Here is a 12514-nt window from a genome sequence, read left to right as displayed (position 1 = left end):
ATCGGGTCTTGCGAAAGCCGAGATCCTATCCCTCGACCCAAGCCTATCCTTCGACCCAAGCCTATCCCTCGACCCAAGCCTATCCTTTCGACCCACGCCTATCCCTCGACCAAGGCCGGGCGCGGCGCCGCAACGGCAGGCTGTTCGCCCATCAGCAGAGCCCGCGATGCCTTCGCCTCGCGCACGACGAAATCGACGATGGCGCGGACGCGGGCGACATCCTTCAGATCGGCATGGACCAGGAGCCAGAAGGACCGTGTGATCGAGACCGTCTCGGGCAGAACCGGCACGAGACGCGGCTCGCCTTCGGCCATGAAATGGTGGATCACGCCGATGCCGGCTCCGGCGACGACCGCGTTCATCTGCGCCAGCACGCTCGAGCTCTGGACCTGGGCGCGCAGGCCCTTGGCGACCTCGTCGAGATAGTCGAGCTCAGGCGTGAAGATGAGATCGTCGATATAGCCAACGATGCGGTGATCGAAGAGGTCTTCCGGTTTCTCGACCTTCGGCATCGCGTCGAGATATTCGCGCGCAGCATAAAGCCCGAGCCGGTAGTCGGAGAGCTTGCGCGCGACGACCTTGCCCTCCTTGGGCGGGGCGAGCGTGATTGCGACATCGGCCTCGCGCTTCGACAGCGAAAGCAGGCGCGGCATGGCGATGAGCTGGATCTCGAGGCCGGGATAGGCGCTCGCCAGCTTGGCCAGGCGCGGCGCCAGGAAGGTGGTGCCGAAGCCGTCGGGCGCGCCGATCCGGACTGTGCCGGCGAGCGCCATGTCGGCGCCGCCGATATCGCTCTGGATCGCCAGAGCCTCGGTCTCCATGCTCTCGGCCTTGGCCAGGAGCCGCTCGCCATGAGCGGTGAGCGTATAGCCCTGCGGCCGGCGCTCGAAGAGCTTGGCCTTGAGCGCTTCCTCCAGCGAGGTGATGCGACGCGAGACCGTGGCGTGGTCGGCCCCGAGCCGGCGCGCCGCCGCCGTCAAACGGCCCGAGCGCGCAACCGCCAGGAAGAAGCGCAGATCATCCCAGTCGAACCGCTCCAAAGGCGCTCTCCCCGATATTCGCTTTTCCGCACGACATCCTATCCATCGTCGCTATAGCCGTGCGCAAACGAGAATGGTAGGGGTAGCACCGGTCTCAGGACATCACCATTCGTAGGGAGGGCGCGATGCGTCAGGTTGGGCATTTCATCGGCGGCAAGCATGTCGCGGGCACTTCGGGCCGCACTGCCGACATCTATCAGCCCATGGACGGAAGCGTCATCGGCCAGGTTGCGCTGGCCTCGGCCGCCGAGATGCGCGCAGCCGTCGAGAACGCCGCCGCCGCCCAGCCGAAATGGGCCGCGATCAACCCCCAGCGCCGCGCCCGCGTGCTGATGAAATTCCTCGACCTGATCGCGCAGAACAATGACGAGCTCGCCGAACTCCTCGCCCGCGAGCACGGCAAGACCATTCCCGACGCCAAGGGCGACATCCAGCGCGGCGTCGAGGTGGTGGAATTCTCGCTCGGCGTGCCCAACCTGATGAAGGGCGAGTTCACCGACGGCGCCGGCCCCGGCATCGACATCTATTCGCTGCGCCAGGCGCTGGGCGTCTGCGCCGGCATCACGCCGTTCAACTTCCCGGCGATGATCCCGCTCTGGAAGCTCGGCCCCGCGATCGCCTGCGGCAACGCCTTCATCCTGAAGCCCTCCGAGCGCGACCCCGGCGTGCCGATGCGGCTGGCCGAACTCTTCATCGAAGCGGGCGGACCTCCCGGCATCCTCAACGTCGTCAATGGCGACAAGGTCGCGGTCGACGCGATCCTCGACGATCCCGACATCAAGGCGGTCGGCTTCGTCGGCTCGACCCCGATCGCGGAATACATCTACGCCCGCGGCTGCGCGGCCGGTAAGCGGGTGCAGTGCTTCGGCGGCGCCAAGAACCATATGGTCATCATGCCCGACGCCGATATGGACCAGGCCGTCGATGCGCTGATCGGCGCCGGCTACGGCTCGGCCGGCGAGCGCTGCATGGCGATCTCGGTCGCGGTTCCCGTCGGCAAGGCCACCGCCGACGAACTGGTGAAGCGCCTCATTCCGCGCGTCGAGAGCCTCAAGATCGGCCCCTCGACCGACACCGCCGCCGATTTCGGCCCGGTCGTCACCAAGGCGGCGATGGAGAAGATCAAGGCTTACGTCGATGTCGGCATCGAAGAGGGCGCCAGCCTCGTCGTCGACGGGCGCGACTTCAAGATGCAGGGCTATGAGAACGGCTTCTATGTTGGCGGCTGCCTGTTCGACAACGTCACCAAGGACATGCGCATCTACAAGGAGGAGATCTTCGGACCCGTGCTCACCGTGCTGCGCGCCGAGACCTATGACGAGGCGCTGAAGCTGACCAACGACCACGAATACGGCAACGGCACCGCGATCTTCACCCGCGACGGCGACGCGGCGCGCGACTTCGCCTCCAAGGTCCAGGTCGGCATGGTCGGCATCAACGTGCCGATCCCGGTGCCGCTGGCCTATTACACCTTCGGCGGCTGGAAGCGCTCCTCCTTCGGCGATCTCAACCAGCACGGACCGGACTCGATCCGCTTCTACACCAAGACCAAGACCGTGACGGCGCGCTGGCCCAGCGGTATCAAGGACGGGGCGAGCTTCGTCATTCCGACGATGAGCTGAGCGGGCGCGCGGAGGCGGCGATGACGCGATTGCCACAGGTTCAGACGATGATGCTCGTCTTCCTGTGCTGCGCGCCTGACGCCATGGCACAGCCGGACTTCGATGGTCCGGCCGTCGTCGCCTCCGATGTGAGCCGCTGCACGCCGGGCAGGACCGCCCAGGCGCCGCTGAGCGAGCCCGAGACCATCGCCTGCCGCAGGCTCTGGCAGGACGCCGTCGAGATTTCGCGCCAGCGCGCGCTGCTCGCGCAAATGCGGGCAGAGCGCGAACGGGCGCAGATGCTCGAGGCCGCCCGCCTGCTAGCCGCGCGCAACGCCGTGGCGAAGCAGCCGCCGGCCACGATCGAAACCTTCCTCAGTGACGGCCAGCTCGCCTATGGCGATGTCGTCGTCATCGAGGGCGGCCCGCGGGTCTTCGTCGGCCGCCCCGGCGAAAGCCCCGACATCAGGGATTTCGTCCCCCTGGCCTCGCCGCGCTCTCCGCATAGGAGGCGCGCGGCGCAATATGAAGGCGCGCTTCCGCAACGCAGGAGCCTGCAGCCCGGAGACACGCCATGGAAACCGCCCAGCCTCCAGGAGCGCCAGCCTTGACGCCGTTCTCGCTCACCGAAGACCAGATCGCCATCCAGGAGATGGCGCTTGGCTTCGCCGCCGACACGCTGGCCCCCAACGCCATGCGCTGGGATGAGGAGAAGCATTTCCCGGTCGAGGAGATGCGCGCCGCCGCGGCGCTCGGCATGGGCGGCATCTACATCAATGAGGATGTCGGCGGCTCCGGCCTCTCACGGCTGGATGCCGCGCTGATCTTCGAGGCGCTCTCGACGGGCTGCCCGACGGTGGCGGCCTTCATTTCGATCCACAATATGTGCGCCTGGATGATCGACCGCTACGGCTCCGACGAGCAGCGCAAGAGCTTCCTGCCGAAGCTGTGCACGATGGAGCATCTGGCGAGCTATTGCCTGACCGAGCCCGGCGCCGGTTCGGACGCAGCCGCCCTGAAGACCAGGGCGGTTCGAGACGGCGATCATTACGTGCTCGACGGGCAAAAACAGTTCATCTCGGGCGCCGGCGTCTCCGACATCTATGTCGTGATGGCGCGCACCGGCGAGGCTGGCCCCTCGGGCATCTCGACCGTCATCGTCGAGAAGGGCACGCCCGGCCTCTCCTTTGGGGCCAATGAGAAGAAGATGGGCTGGAACGCGCAGCCGACACGGGCCGTGATCTTCGAGAATTGCCGCATTCCCGTCGCCAACCGGCTCGGGCCAGAAGGCATCGGCTTCAAGATCGCGATGGCCGGGCTCGATGGTGGCCGGCTCAATATCGGCGCCTGCTCGATCGGCGGGGCACAAGGGGCGCTCGACAAGGCGCTGGCCTATGCACAGGAGCGCAAAGCCTTCGGTTCCCGCATCGCTGATTTCCAGGCGCTGCAGTTCAAGCTTGCCGACATGGCGACCGAACTGGAAGCGGCGCGGACCTTTCTCTGGCGGGCAGCTGCCTCGCTCGACGCCAAGGCGCCGGACGCGACGAAACTCTGCGCCATGGCCAAGCGGGTCGCTACCGACACCGGCTTCGAGGTCGCCAATCAGGCGCTGCAGATCCATGGCGGCTATGGCTATCTCGCCGATTACGGCATCGAGAAGATCGTGCGCGACCTCAGGGTCCACCAGATCCTCGAAGGAACCAATGAGGTGATGCGGATGATCGTGGCGCGCGGGCTGGTCGGGCGCGCGAAGGGGAATTGACGCCGAAGGCGTCATCCCGGACGCCGACCGGCGATCGGGGATCGTAAGACGAGAAGGCGCCTTTTTCTGATGACGATCCTGGGTCCGCTCTTCGCGCAGCCCAGGATGACACCAAGAACGACGAGAGGACACGCACATGACCAGCATCGCCTTCATCGGCCTCGGCAATATGGGCGGCCCCATGGCCGGCAACCTCGTCAAGGCGGGGCATATGGTCAGCGCCTTCGATCTGGCACAGACCTCCAAGGACGCCGCCGCCGAGCTCGGCGTCGGGATCGCCGGTTCGGCCAAGGAGGCGGTCGCGGAGGCCGACATCGTCATCACCATGCTGCCGGCCGGCAAGCATGTGCTCTCCGTCTGGGCCGATATCCTGTCCTCGGTGAAGCCGGGCGCGCTGCTGATCGATTCCTCGACCATCGATGTCGAGAGCGCCCGCAAGGCGCATGCGCTGGCGGCCGAGCGCGGCTGCCTCTCGCTCGACGCCCCGGTCTCGGGCGGCGTCGGAGGGGCCAAGGGCGCGACCCTGACCTTCATGGTCGGCGGCGCGAATGATGCTTTTGCGCTGGGCGAACCCATCCTCAAGGCAATGGGCCGGCGCATCGTGCATTGCGGCGATGCCGGCAACGGACAGGCCGCCAAGATCTGCAACAACATGATCCTGGGCATCTCGATGATCGGCGTCTCGGAGGCCTTCGTCCTGGCCGAGAAGCTCGGGCTCTCGCATCAGGCGCTGTTCGATGTCGCCTCGACCTCCTCGGGCCAATGCTGGTCGCTGACGACCTATTGCCCGGTGCCGGGCCCGGTGCCGACCTCGCCGGCCAACAACGAGTACAAGCCCGGCTTCGCTTCCGCTCTGATGCTCAAGGACCTGAAACTCTCGCAGGAAGCCGCGCAAGCCGCGGGCGCCTCGACGCCGCTCGGGGCGGCAGCCGCACAGCTCTACGGCATCCACAATGCCTGGGGCGAAGGCGGCGCGGATTTCTCGGCCATCATCCATCTGCTGCGGGGACGCAACCTTTCGTGAAGCGTGCCTGCTTTCGTGAAGCGTGCTTGCGTGGCCCCGTGAGGAGCAGCTAGGACGGAAGCCATGAACGATGCTTCCAACCGCCGCGAACGCTCGGCCCAGACCGGCTTCGCCACCAGCCATCTCGATCGCCGGGCCGATCTGCGCGACAAGCCCGATGCGATCGCGGCCCTGCGCCATCGCTCCGATACGCGGCTGGCCGTGCTCGCGGGCGAGACGCCGGTGCTGAAGCGGCTCGAGGGCGAGGCGCTGTCGGTCTGGTTCAGCCATGGCGAGACCGAATTGCTCGGCGCCGGGCTGGAGGAGGCCTTTCTCGGGCTCGACCCTGACGGCGCGCCGCGCTTCGCGCGGTTGATCGACAAGGCGCTGGCCGAGCCCTTGCGCGAACGGCCTGAAGTGCTGCTGAGCGATCTGCGTTCGGTCGCGCTGAAGCGGCTCGTGCCCGCCCATGAGCTCGGCCCGCTCGGCGAAGGCAAGGCGCTGCTCGATTGGCATGCGCGCCACCGCTTCTGCGCGCAATGCGGCGGCCCAAGCGAACTCGGCTCGGCCGGCTGGAAGCGGCACTGCACGGCTTGCGGCGCGCAGCATTTCCCGCGCACCGACCCGGTCGTGATCATGCTCGCTACGCGCGGCGACAAATGCCTGCTGGCGCGGCAGGCCCGCTTCGCGCCGGGTATGTATTCCTGCATCGCCGGTTTCATCGAGCCGGGCGAGACCTTCGAGGATGCGGTGCGCCGCGAGACCTGGGAGGAGGCCGGCCTGCGCACCGGCACGGTGCGCTACATCGCCTCGCAGCCCTGGCCGTTTCCCGGCTCACTGATGATCGGCTGTCTGGTCGAGGCCCTCAACGACGACATCGTGCTCGACGGCATGGAGTTGGAGGCCGGGCGTTGGTTCTCGCGGGCCGAGGCTCTGCAGATGCTGGAAGGCAACCATCCCGAAGGCTTCACCAGCCCCCAGCACCTGGCGATCGCCAACACGATCCTCAGGGCCTGGGCGGTGGAGGGGGAAGAGGTGAATAGCGAGTAGCGAGTGGCGAATGACGCCCCTCTCGCTATTCGCCATTCGCCACTCGCTTTCTTACTCGCCCGCCTCCGCGAAACTCTCCCGGAAGGCATGCGCCGGGTAGACGCCCAGGATCTTCATCTCCTTCGAGAAATACTCCAGCTCCTGCAGCGCCCGCTTCAGATGCGGGTCGTCCGGATGGCCCTCGACATCGAGGTAGAACATCGTCGCGGAGAAATGCCCATCGACCATGTAGCTCTCGAGCTTGGTCATGTTGATGCCGTTCGTCGCGAAACCGCCGAGCGCCTTGTAGAGCGCAGCCGGGATGTTACGGACGCGGAAGACCAGGGTCGTCACGGTCTTCGCCGGGCCCTGGCGGGCGAATTCCGGATATTTCGACAGGATCACGAAGCGCGTGGTGTTGTGCTTCTCGTCCTCGATATCCTCCATCAGGATATCGAGCCCGTAAACCTCGGCGGCGATGCGCGGCGAAATCGCGGCACGCGTCAGGTCGCCTGCCTCGGCGACCTGCCGGGCGGAGCCCGCCGTATCGGCCGCGACCTCGGCCTTGAGGCCGAGCTTGCGGATCATCTTGCGGCACTGGCCGAGCGCGTGAATATGGCTCTGCACCGTCTTCAACGTGGCCAGCGTCGCGCCCTTGAGCGCCATCAGATGGAAGCGGATCGGCAGGAAGTGCTCGCCGATGATGTGCAGCCCCGAACGCGGCAGCAGATGGTGGATGTCGGCGACGCGGCCGGCGATCGAATTATCGATCGGGATCATGCCGTAGCGCGCCGTGCCGTCGCTGACCGCCGCCAACGCGTCCTCGAAGGTCGCGCAAGGCAGCAATTCGCAATCGGGAAAGGCCTGCAGGGCCGCCTGCGACGAGAAGGCGCCGGGTTCGCCCTGATAGGACACGATAACAGGCATGAAACTCTAGGCTCCGGCGCGGGCTGACAGGATCGCGCGGGCGCGGTCCAGATCGTGGGGGGTATCGACGCCGAGCGGCACGTCGTCAACGACGATGATGTCGATGCGCATGCCGTCCTCGATGGCGCGCAACTGCTCCAGCCGCTCGCGCCTCTCCAGGGCTGAGGGCGGCAGCGAGACGAAGCGGTCGAGCGCTTTGCGGCGATAGGCGTAGAGGCCGATGTGATGATAAAGCGGCCCCTCCCCGCCCGGCGCGGTGGCGCGGGTAAAGTAGAGTGCGCGCATGCGCCCGGGCGCGATCTCGCTGCCGATCGCCTTGACGACGCTGGGCTCGGTCTTTTCGTCCTCGCGCGTGATGATCGCGGCGAGCGTCACGATATCCACAGCCGAATCCGAGAGCGGCCCGACCGAGGCTGCGATCACGCGCGGATCGATGGTGGGCAGGTCGCCCTGAACGTTCACGATGACATCGTGCCGCCCCTGGGGATCCAAGATGTCTGCCGCCTCCTTGATCCGGTCCGAGCCCGAGGGATGATCGTCGCGGGTCAGCACGGCGCGGCCGCCGGCCTTCTCGATCACCTCGACGATGCGCGCCTCGTCGGTCGCAACCGCGACCGGGCCGATGCCGGCCTCCATGGCGCGGCGCCAGACATGCACGATCATCGCCTCGCCATGGATATCGGCCAGCGGCTTGCCGGGCAGGCGGGTCGCGGTCATGCGGGCGGGAATCAGGATCAGCGGGTCGGACATCGGGGGCAGGCTCGGCTGGGCCGTAGGGGGCACGGCGGGAAGCGTCAAAAGGTCTCAAAGCGGAGGGTGCTTATACGAGTTGCATTGCAGCGCGCAAAGCGGTTAAGCAACGCTCGGGTGTCGGCGCTTTCAGGCCCCGGCCAAAGCGCTGTCTTGCCTCCCGCGCTATCGCGTCGGTGGGCCGAGGGTTCGGATACGATGGATATCGAAACCAACAAGATCGCCGGAGCGGTTCTCTCCACTCTGCTCGTGGTGATGGGGCTCAGCATGATCTCCGGGATCGTCTTTGCGCCTCACAAGCCGGCGGTGCCCGGTTTCGACCTGCCGAGCGAGGAACCCGCCGCAGGTGCCGGTGCAGCAGCGCCCGCAGCCGACGAGCCGATCGCGGTACGCCTCGCCAAGGCCGACCCGGCCAAGGGCGAGAAGGCCGTCGGCGCCTGCAAGGCCTGCCACAGCTTCGAGAAGGGCGGCGCCAACAAGGTCGGCCCGCATCTCTACGACGTCTACGGCCGTAACGAGGGTTCAGTCGGCGGCTTCGGCTACTCGGCCGCAATGAAGGGCCGTACCGACAAGGTTTGGGAAGCCGACGGGCTCGATCACTTCCTGAAGGGTCCGAAGGCTTACGTTCCCGGCACCGCGATGGCCTTCGCCGGCATCAGCAAGCCCGACACGCGCGCCGACGTCATCGCCTATTTGAACACGCTCTCCGACGCGCCCAAGCCGCTGCCGAAGCCCTGAGTTTCAGCCGGCGTCGATCCGGCGCTCATTCCGATTGCGCCAAGCCGGGCCCGTCAGCCCGGCTTTTGCATATCCGCGCCATGCTGCCGCCGTCAGGATGACGGCAAATCCCTGAATGACTGGCGTCGCCGGCCGCGTTCGACATAATCGGAACGCGAATCGGCCGGCGAACCAATGCAGAGTGTTTTCGAGCGAAGTGGATGCCGGTTCGCGTGAAGAAAACGCGTTAAAACAAAGACCTAGAGCTGTTGAGCGATCCAGTTGGATCGGAAATTGCTCTGGAAGACGAAGGAGCATGGCGATGCGCATCACCCGCCGCAGGCTGATCGAGGCCGGAGGCGCCCTGGCGGCAAGTGCGAGCCTGCCTGCGCTTGCCCTCGCGCAGGAGCCGGAAATTCATGGTCTCTCGACCTTCGGTGAGTTGGCGCTGCCCGCCGATTTTCCCTATTTCGCCTATGTGAACCCCAAAGCGCCCAAGGGCGGCACGCTGACGATCCAGATCAAGCGCGCCGGCGGCAACCAGAGCTTCGACACCTTCAACACGCTCAACACCTTCGTGCTCCAGGGCGACGGCGCGGCGGGCATGGATGCCTGCTTCGACAGCCTGATGGCGGGCTCGGGCGACGAGCCGGGCTCGCTCTACGGCCTGCTCGCCAAAAGCGTGGCGATCTCGCAGGACAAGCTGGCCTACCGGTTCCGGCTCCGGCCCGAGGCAAGGTTCCATGACGGCTCGCGGGTGACGGCCTCCGACGTCGCCTTCAGCATGAATCTGCTCAAGACCAAGGGGCACCCCTCCTTCCGCCTGATCCTGAACGAACTGGTCTCGTCGAAAGCCGAGGGCGACGACATCGTCGTCGTGCAGCTCTCGCCCAAGCGCAGCCGCGACCTGCATCTCATCGTCGCCGGCCTGCCGGTGTTCTCCGAAAAATACTGGTCGACGCGCAATTTCGAGGCATCGACGCTGGAGCCGCCGCTCGGCTCGGGCGCCTATAAGGTCGGCCGCTTCGAGCAGGGGCGCTTCATCGAGTTCGAGCGCGTGCCGGATTACTGGGGCAAGGATCTGCCCGTGAATATCGGCACCAATAATTTCGACCGGGTGCGCTGGGAGTATTTCCGCGACAGGCAGGTCGCCTTCGAGGCCTTCAAGAGCGGCGTCATCACCTTCCAGGAGGAGTTCACCTCACGGATCTGGGCGACGGGCTATGATTTTCCGTCGATCAACGAAGGCAAGGTCAAGAAGGAATCCCTGCCCAAAACCGAGCCGATCGGCTCGCAAGGCTGGATCTTCAATCTGCGCCGCGACAAGTTCGCGGATCCGCGCATTCGCGAAGCGCTGGGGCTGTGCTTCGATTTCGAATGGACCAACAAGAACATCATGTTCTCGTCCTTCAGTCGGATGACCTCCTATTTCGAGAACTCGGATTCCAAGGCGATCGGCAAACCCTCGCCCGAGGAGCTCAAGCTGCTCGAACCGTTCCGTGGCCAGGTGCCCGACGAGGTCTTCGACGAGCCCTTCCTGCCGCCGGTTTCGGACGGCTCGGGCAGTGACCGCAACCTGCTGCGCCGGGCCGACGAGATGCTGCGCGCCGCCGGCTGCAAACGTGAGGGCAATGTCCTGAAGCTGCCGGACGGCAAGCCATTCGAGATCGAGTTTCTCGATTCGCAGCCTGCGCTGCAGCCGCATACGCAGCCCTTCCAGGCCAATCTGAAGCGGCTCGGCATCAATGCGACCTCGCGCATCGTCGACGCCGCGCAATATCAGCGCCGGCTCGACGAGTTCGATTTCGACATCATCAGCCGTGCGCTCGGCGGCAGCTCGATCCCAAGCGATTCACTTCGCATCGTCTATGGCTCGGAAGCTGCAAAGACGCGCGGCTCACGCAATGCCGCCGGCATCGCCCACCCCGCCATCGACGCGATGATCGAGACAATCGGGCAGGCCCACAGCTATGCCGAGGTCGTCACCGCCGCCAAATGCTTGGACCGGCTGCTGCGCGCCGGGCGCTACTGGATCCCGATGTGGTGGAACGCCCATGAGTGGCTGGCCTATTGGGACATGTTCGACCGGCCCCAAACCAAGCCGAAATACTCTTCCGGCGCGCCGGCGATCTGGTGGTACGACGCCGAAAAAGCCAAGCGCATCGGGAAGGCCTGAGCATGGCGGCGGTCATGCAGTGCCATGTCACGGGGGTCCCAAACCGGCTCCTGCGCCTCGAAGGCGTCCTGCTCGGCGGGCTCAGCGTCTGGCTTTTTGCCAGCACGGACGTTTCATGGTGGCTGTTCGCCGGCCTCATCCTGGCGCCTGACCTCGCCATGCTCGGCTATCTCTTCGGCCCCCGGCTGGGTTCCGCAATCTACAACGCCGCCCATTCCCTGATCGGCCCGGCCCTGCTGGGAGTTGCTGCCTTAGCCTCGGAGTCCGCCATGACGCTGGCTCTGGCCCTGATTTGGGCCGCGCATGTCGAATTCGACCGGGCGCTCGGTTATGGACTGAAATATGCTACGCGCTTCGCTGACACTCATCTCGGCGTTATCGGCTCAGCCAGAAGGACCGAGTGAACCGGCATGCTGAGCTATATCGCGAGACGTATCGCCTTGATGGTGCCGACGCTGTTCGGCATCCTGCTGATCTCCTTCATCATCGTGCAATTTGCGCCCGGCGGGCCGGTCGAGCGCGTGATCGCGCAATTGCAGAATCCGGCGGCCGGAAGCGCGTCGGATCGCGTTGGCGGCGGCCAGGGCGGCGATGCCGGCGCACAATTGGGCGGCGATTCGAATTCCGCCTATCGCGGCGCTCAGGGGCTCGATCCCGCTTTCATCAAGGAGCTCGAAAAGCAGTTCGGCTTCGACAAGCCGGCGCATGAGCGCTTCCTCAAGATGCTGGGCGACTACATCCGCTTCGATTTCGGGCGCAGCTATTTCCGCGATGCGCCCGTGCTCCAGCTGATCAAGGAGAAGCTGCCGGTCTCGATCTCGCTCGGCCTGTGGATGACGCTGCTGTCCTATGCGATCTCGATCCCGCTCGGCATCCGCAAGGCGGTGAAGGACGGTTCGCGCTTCGATACCTGGACCAGCGCGGTCGTGATCGTGGGTTATGCCATCCCAGGCTTCCTCTTCGCGATCCTGCTGATCGTGCTCTTCGCCGGCGGCTCGTTCTGGCAGATCTTTCCGCTGCGCGGGCTCCATTCGGAGAACTGGGCGCAGCTCAGCCTGCTCGGCAAGACCGTCGATTATCTCTGGCACATCGCCCTGCCCGTGACGGCGATGGCGCTGGGCGCCTTTGCCACCTCGACCCTTCTGACCAAGAACTCCTTCCTCGACGAGATCAGGAAGCAGTATGTGCTGACTGCACGGATGAAGGGGCTCTCCGAGCGCGGCGTGCTCTATGGCCATGTCTTCCGCAATGCCATGCTGATCGTGATCGCCGGCTTTCCCGGCGCCTTCGTGCATGCGCTCTTTGCCGGCTCGTTGCTGATCGAGACGATCTTCTCGCTCGACGGCTTAGGGCTCTTGTCCTTCGAGGCGATCGTCAACCGCGACTATCCGGTTGTCTTTGCCAATCTCTACATCTTCTCGCTGATCGGCCTTGTCGTGCACCTCATCACCGACCTGACCTATACCTGGGTCGACCCCCGCATCGATTTCGAGACGCGGGAGGCCTGAA

General features: G+C 65.6%; 13 protein-coding genes. 9 read left to right on the top strand and 4 right to left on the bottom strand.

Annotation, left to right across the window (positions count from 1 at the left end; genetic code table 11):
• Positions 1 to 98: 98 nt before the first annotated feature.
• Complete coding sequence (locus BHK69_RS10040; RefSeq protein WP_069689978.1) at positions 99 to 1040, bottom strand: LysR family transcriptional regulator; 942 nt, start codon at positions 1038 to 1040, stop codon at positions 99 to 101.
• A 125-nt stretch (positions 1041 to 1165) separates the two neighbouring features.
• On the opposite strand from BHK69_RS10040, the gene BHK69_RS10035 reads away from it, so the two are divergent.
• The 5 genes from BHK69_RS10035 (at position 1166) to nudC (ending at position 6456) form a co-directional block, all read left to right on the top strand.
• Positions 1166 to 2662, top strand: a complete 1497-nt coding sequence (locus BHK69_RS10035; RefSeq protein ID WP_069689977.1) for a CoA-acylating methylmalonate-semialdehyde dehydrogenase — start codon at positions 1166 to 1168, stop codon at positions 2660 to 2662.
• A 20-nt stretch (positions 2663 to 2682) separates the two neighbouring features.
• Positions 2683 to 3252, top strand: coding sequence for a hypothetical protein (locus BHK69_RS10030; protein ID WP_069689976.1), 570 nt, complete (start codon positions 2683 to 2685; stop codon positions 3250 to 3252).
• On the top strand, positions 3216 to 4403 hold the full coding sequence (locus BHK69_RS10025; RefSeq protein WP_069689975.1) for an isobutyryl-CoA dehydrogenase: 1188 nt from the start codon (positions 3216 to 3218) through the stop codon (positions 4401 to 4403). The genes BHK69_RS10030 and BHK69_RS10025 overlap by 37 nt, the downstream gene beginning before the upstream one ends.
• 136 nt (positions 4404 to 4539) lie before the next feature.
• Positions 4540 to 5427: a 3-hydroxyisobutyrate dehydrogenase gene (gene mmsB / locus BHK69_RS10020; protein ID WP_069689974.1), complete on the top strand. Its 888-nt coding sequence runs from the start codon at positions 4540 to 4542 to the stop codon at positions 5425 to 5427.
• Between the two features lie 63 nt (positions 5428 to 5490).
• Positions 5491 to 6456, top strand: a complete 966-nt coding sequence (nudC, locus tag BHK69_RS10015) for an NAD(+) diphosphatase (RefSeq protein WP_069689973.1) — start codon at positions 5491 to 5493, stop codon at positions 6454 to 6456.
• Positions 6457 to 6507: 51 nt separating this feature from the next.
• Here the strand turns inward: nudC and BHK69_RS10010 are convergent, their stop codons facing one another.
• Positions 6508 to 7362: a prephenate dehydratase gene (locus BHK69_RS10010; RefSeq protein ID WP_069689972.1), complete on the bottom strand. Its 855-nt coding sequence runs from the start codon at positions 7360 to 7362 to the stop codon at positions 6508 to 6510.
• A 6-nt stretch (positions 7363 to 7368) separates the two neighbouring features.
• Positions 7369 to 8112 carry a 3-deoxy-manno-octulosonate cytidylyltransferase gene (locus BHK69_RS10005; RefSeq protein WP_069689971.1) on the bottom strand — a complete coding sequence of 248 codons (744 nt, stop codon included), beginning with the start codon at positions 8110 to 8112 and terminating at the stop codon, positions 7369 to 7371.
• 198 nt (positions 8113 to 8310) lie between these two features.
• On the opposite strand from BHK69_RS10005, the gene BHK69_RS10000 reads away from it, so the two are divergent.
• On the top strand, positions 8311 to 8850 hold the full coding sequence (locus tag BHK69_RS10000; RefSeq protein ID WP_069689970.1) for a c-type cytochrome: 540 nt from the start codon (positions 8311 to 8313) through the stop codon (positions 8848 to 8850).
• 3 nt (positions 8851 to 8853) lie between these two features.
• Here BHK69_RS10000 and BHK69_RS31915 read toward each other — a convergent pair whose 3' ends face one another.
• On the bottom strand, positions 8854 to 9159 hold the full coding sequence (locus BHK69_RS31915) for a hypothetical protein (RefSeq protein WP_148663362.1): 306 nt from the start codon (positions 9157 to 9159) through the stop codon (positions 8854 to 8856).
• Between BHK69_RS31915 and BHK69_RS09995 the strand changes: the two genes are divergently transcribed.
• Genes BHK69_RS09995 through BHK69_RS09985 form a run of 3 tightly spaced genes read left to right on the top strand, consistent with a single transcriptional unit; the run spans position 9152 to position 12513 of the window.
• Entirely contained in the window at positions 9152 to 11005 is a 1854-nt protein-coding gene (locus BHK69_RS09995) for an extracellular solute-binding protein (protein ID WP_069693529.1), read from the top strand. The two genes, BHK69_RS31915 and BHK69_RS09995, sit on opposite strands and share 8 nt — an antisense overlap.
• 2 nt (positions 11006 to 11007) lie before the next feature.
• Positions 11008 to 11409 (top strand): DUF4260 domain-containing protein, encoded by a 402-nt coding sequence (locus BHK69_RS09990; RefSeq protein WP_244548454.1) that lies wholly within the window; start codon positions 11008 to 11010, stop codon positions 11407 to 11409.
• 6 nt (positions 11410 to 11415) lie between these two features.
• The gene (locus BHK69_RS09985; RefSeq protein ID WP_069689969.1) at positions 11416 to 12513 is read left to right on the top strand and encodes a microcin C ABC transporter permease YejB; all 1098 of its coding nucleotides are present in this window, start codon (positions 11416 to 11418) and stop codon (positions 12511 to 12513) included.
• Position 12514: the final 1 nt, after the last annotated feature.

The organism is Bosea vaviloviae (assembly GCF_001741865.1).
Classification (GTDB): domain Bacteria; phylum Pseudomonadota; class Alphaproteobacteria; order Rhizobiales; family Beijerinckiaceae; genus Allobosea; species Allobosea vaviloviae.
This window is presented reverse-complemented; position numbering and strand designations above follow the sequence as displayed.

Bases quoted from the DNA above. Each gene is read 5' to 3' on its own strand.
- BHK69_RS10035 (WP_069689977.1), top strand. From the start codon at position 1,166: ATGCGTCAGGTTGGGCATTTCATCGGCGGCAAGCATGTCGCGGGCACT.
- BHK69_RS10030 (WP_069689976.1), top strand. From the start codon at position 2,683: ATGACGCGATTGCCACAGGTTCAGACGATGATGCTCGTCTTCCTGTGC.
- BHK69_RS10025 (WP_069689975.1), top strand. From the start codon at position 3,216: ATGGAAACCGCCCAGCCTCCAGGAGCGCCAGCCTTGACGCCGTTCTCG.
- mmsB (WP_069689974.1), top strand. From the start codon at position 4,540: ATGACCAGCATCGCCTTCATCGGCCTCGGCAATATGGGCGGCCCCATG.
- nudC (WP_069689973.1), top strand. From the start codon at position 5,491: ATGAACGATGCTTCCAACCGCCGCGAACGCTCGGCCCAGACCGGCTTC.
- BHK69_RS10010 (WP_069689972.1), bottom strand. From the start codon at position 7,362: ATGCCTGTTATCGTGTCCTATCAGGGCGAACCCGGCGCCTTCTCGTCG.
- BHK69_RS10005 (WP_069689971.1), bottom strand. From the start codon at position 8,112: ATGTCCGACCCGCTGATCCTGATTCCCGCCCGCATGACCGCGACCCGC.
- BHK69_RS10000 (WP_069689970.1), top strand. From the start codon at position 8,311: ATGGATATCGAAACCAACAAGATCGCCGGAGCGGTTCTCTCCACTCTG.
- BHK69_RS09995 (WP_069693529.1), top strand. From the start codon at position 9,152: ATGCGCATCACCCGCCGCAGGCTGATCGAGGCCGGAGGCGCCCTGGCG.
- BHK69_RS31915 (WP_148663362.1), bottom strand. From the start codon at position 9,159: ATGCGCATCGCCATGCTCCTTCGTCTTCCAGAGCAATTTCCGATCCAA.
- BHK69_RS09990 (WP_244548454.1), top strand. From the start codon at position 11,008: ATGGCGGCGGTCATGCAGTGCCATGTCACGGGGGTCCCAAACCGGCTC.
- BHK69_RS09985 (WP_069689969.1), top strand. From the start codon at position 11,416: ATGCTGAGCTATATCGCGAGACGTATCGCCTTGATGGTGCCGACGCTG.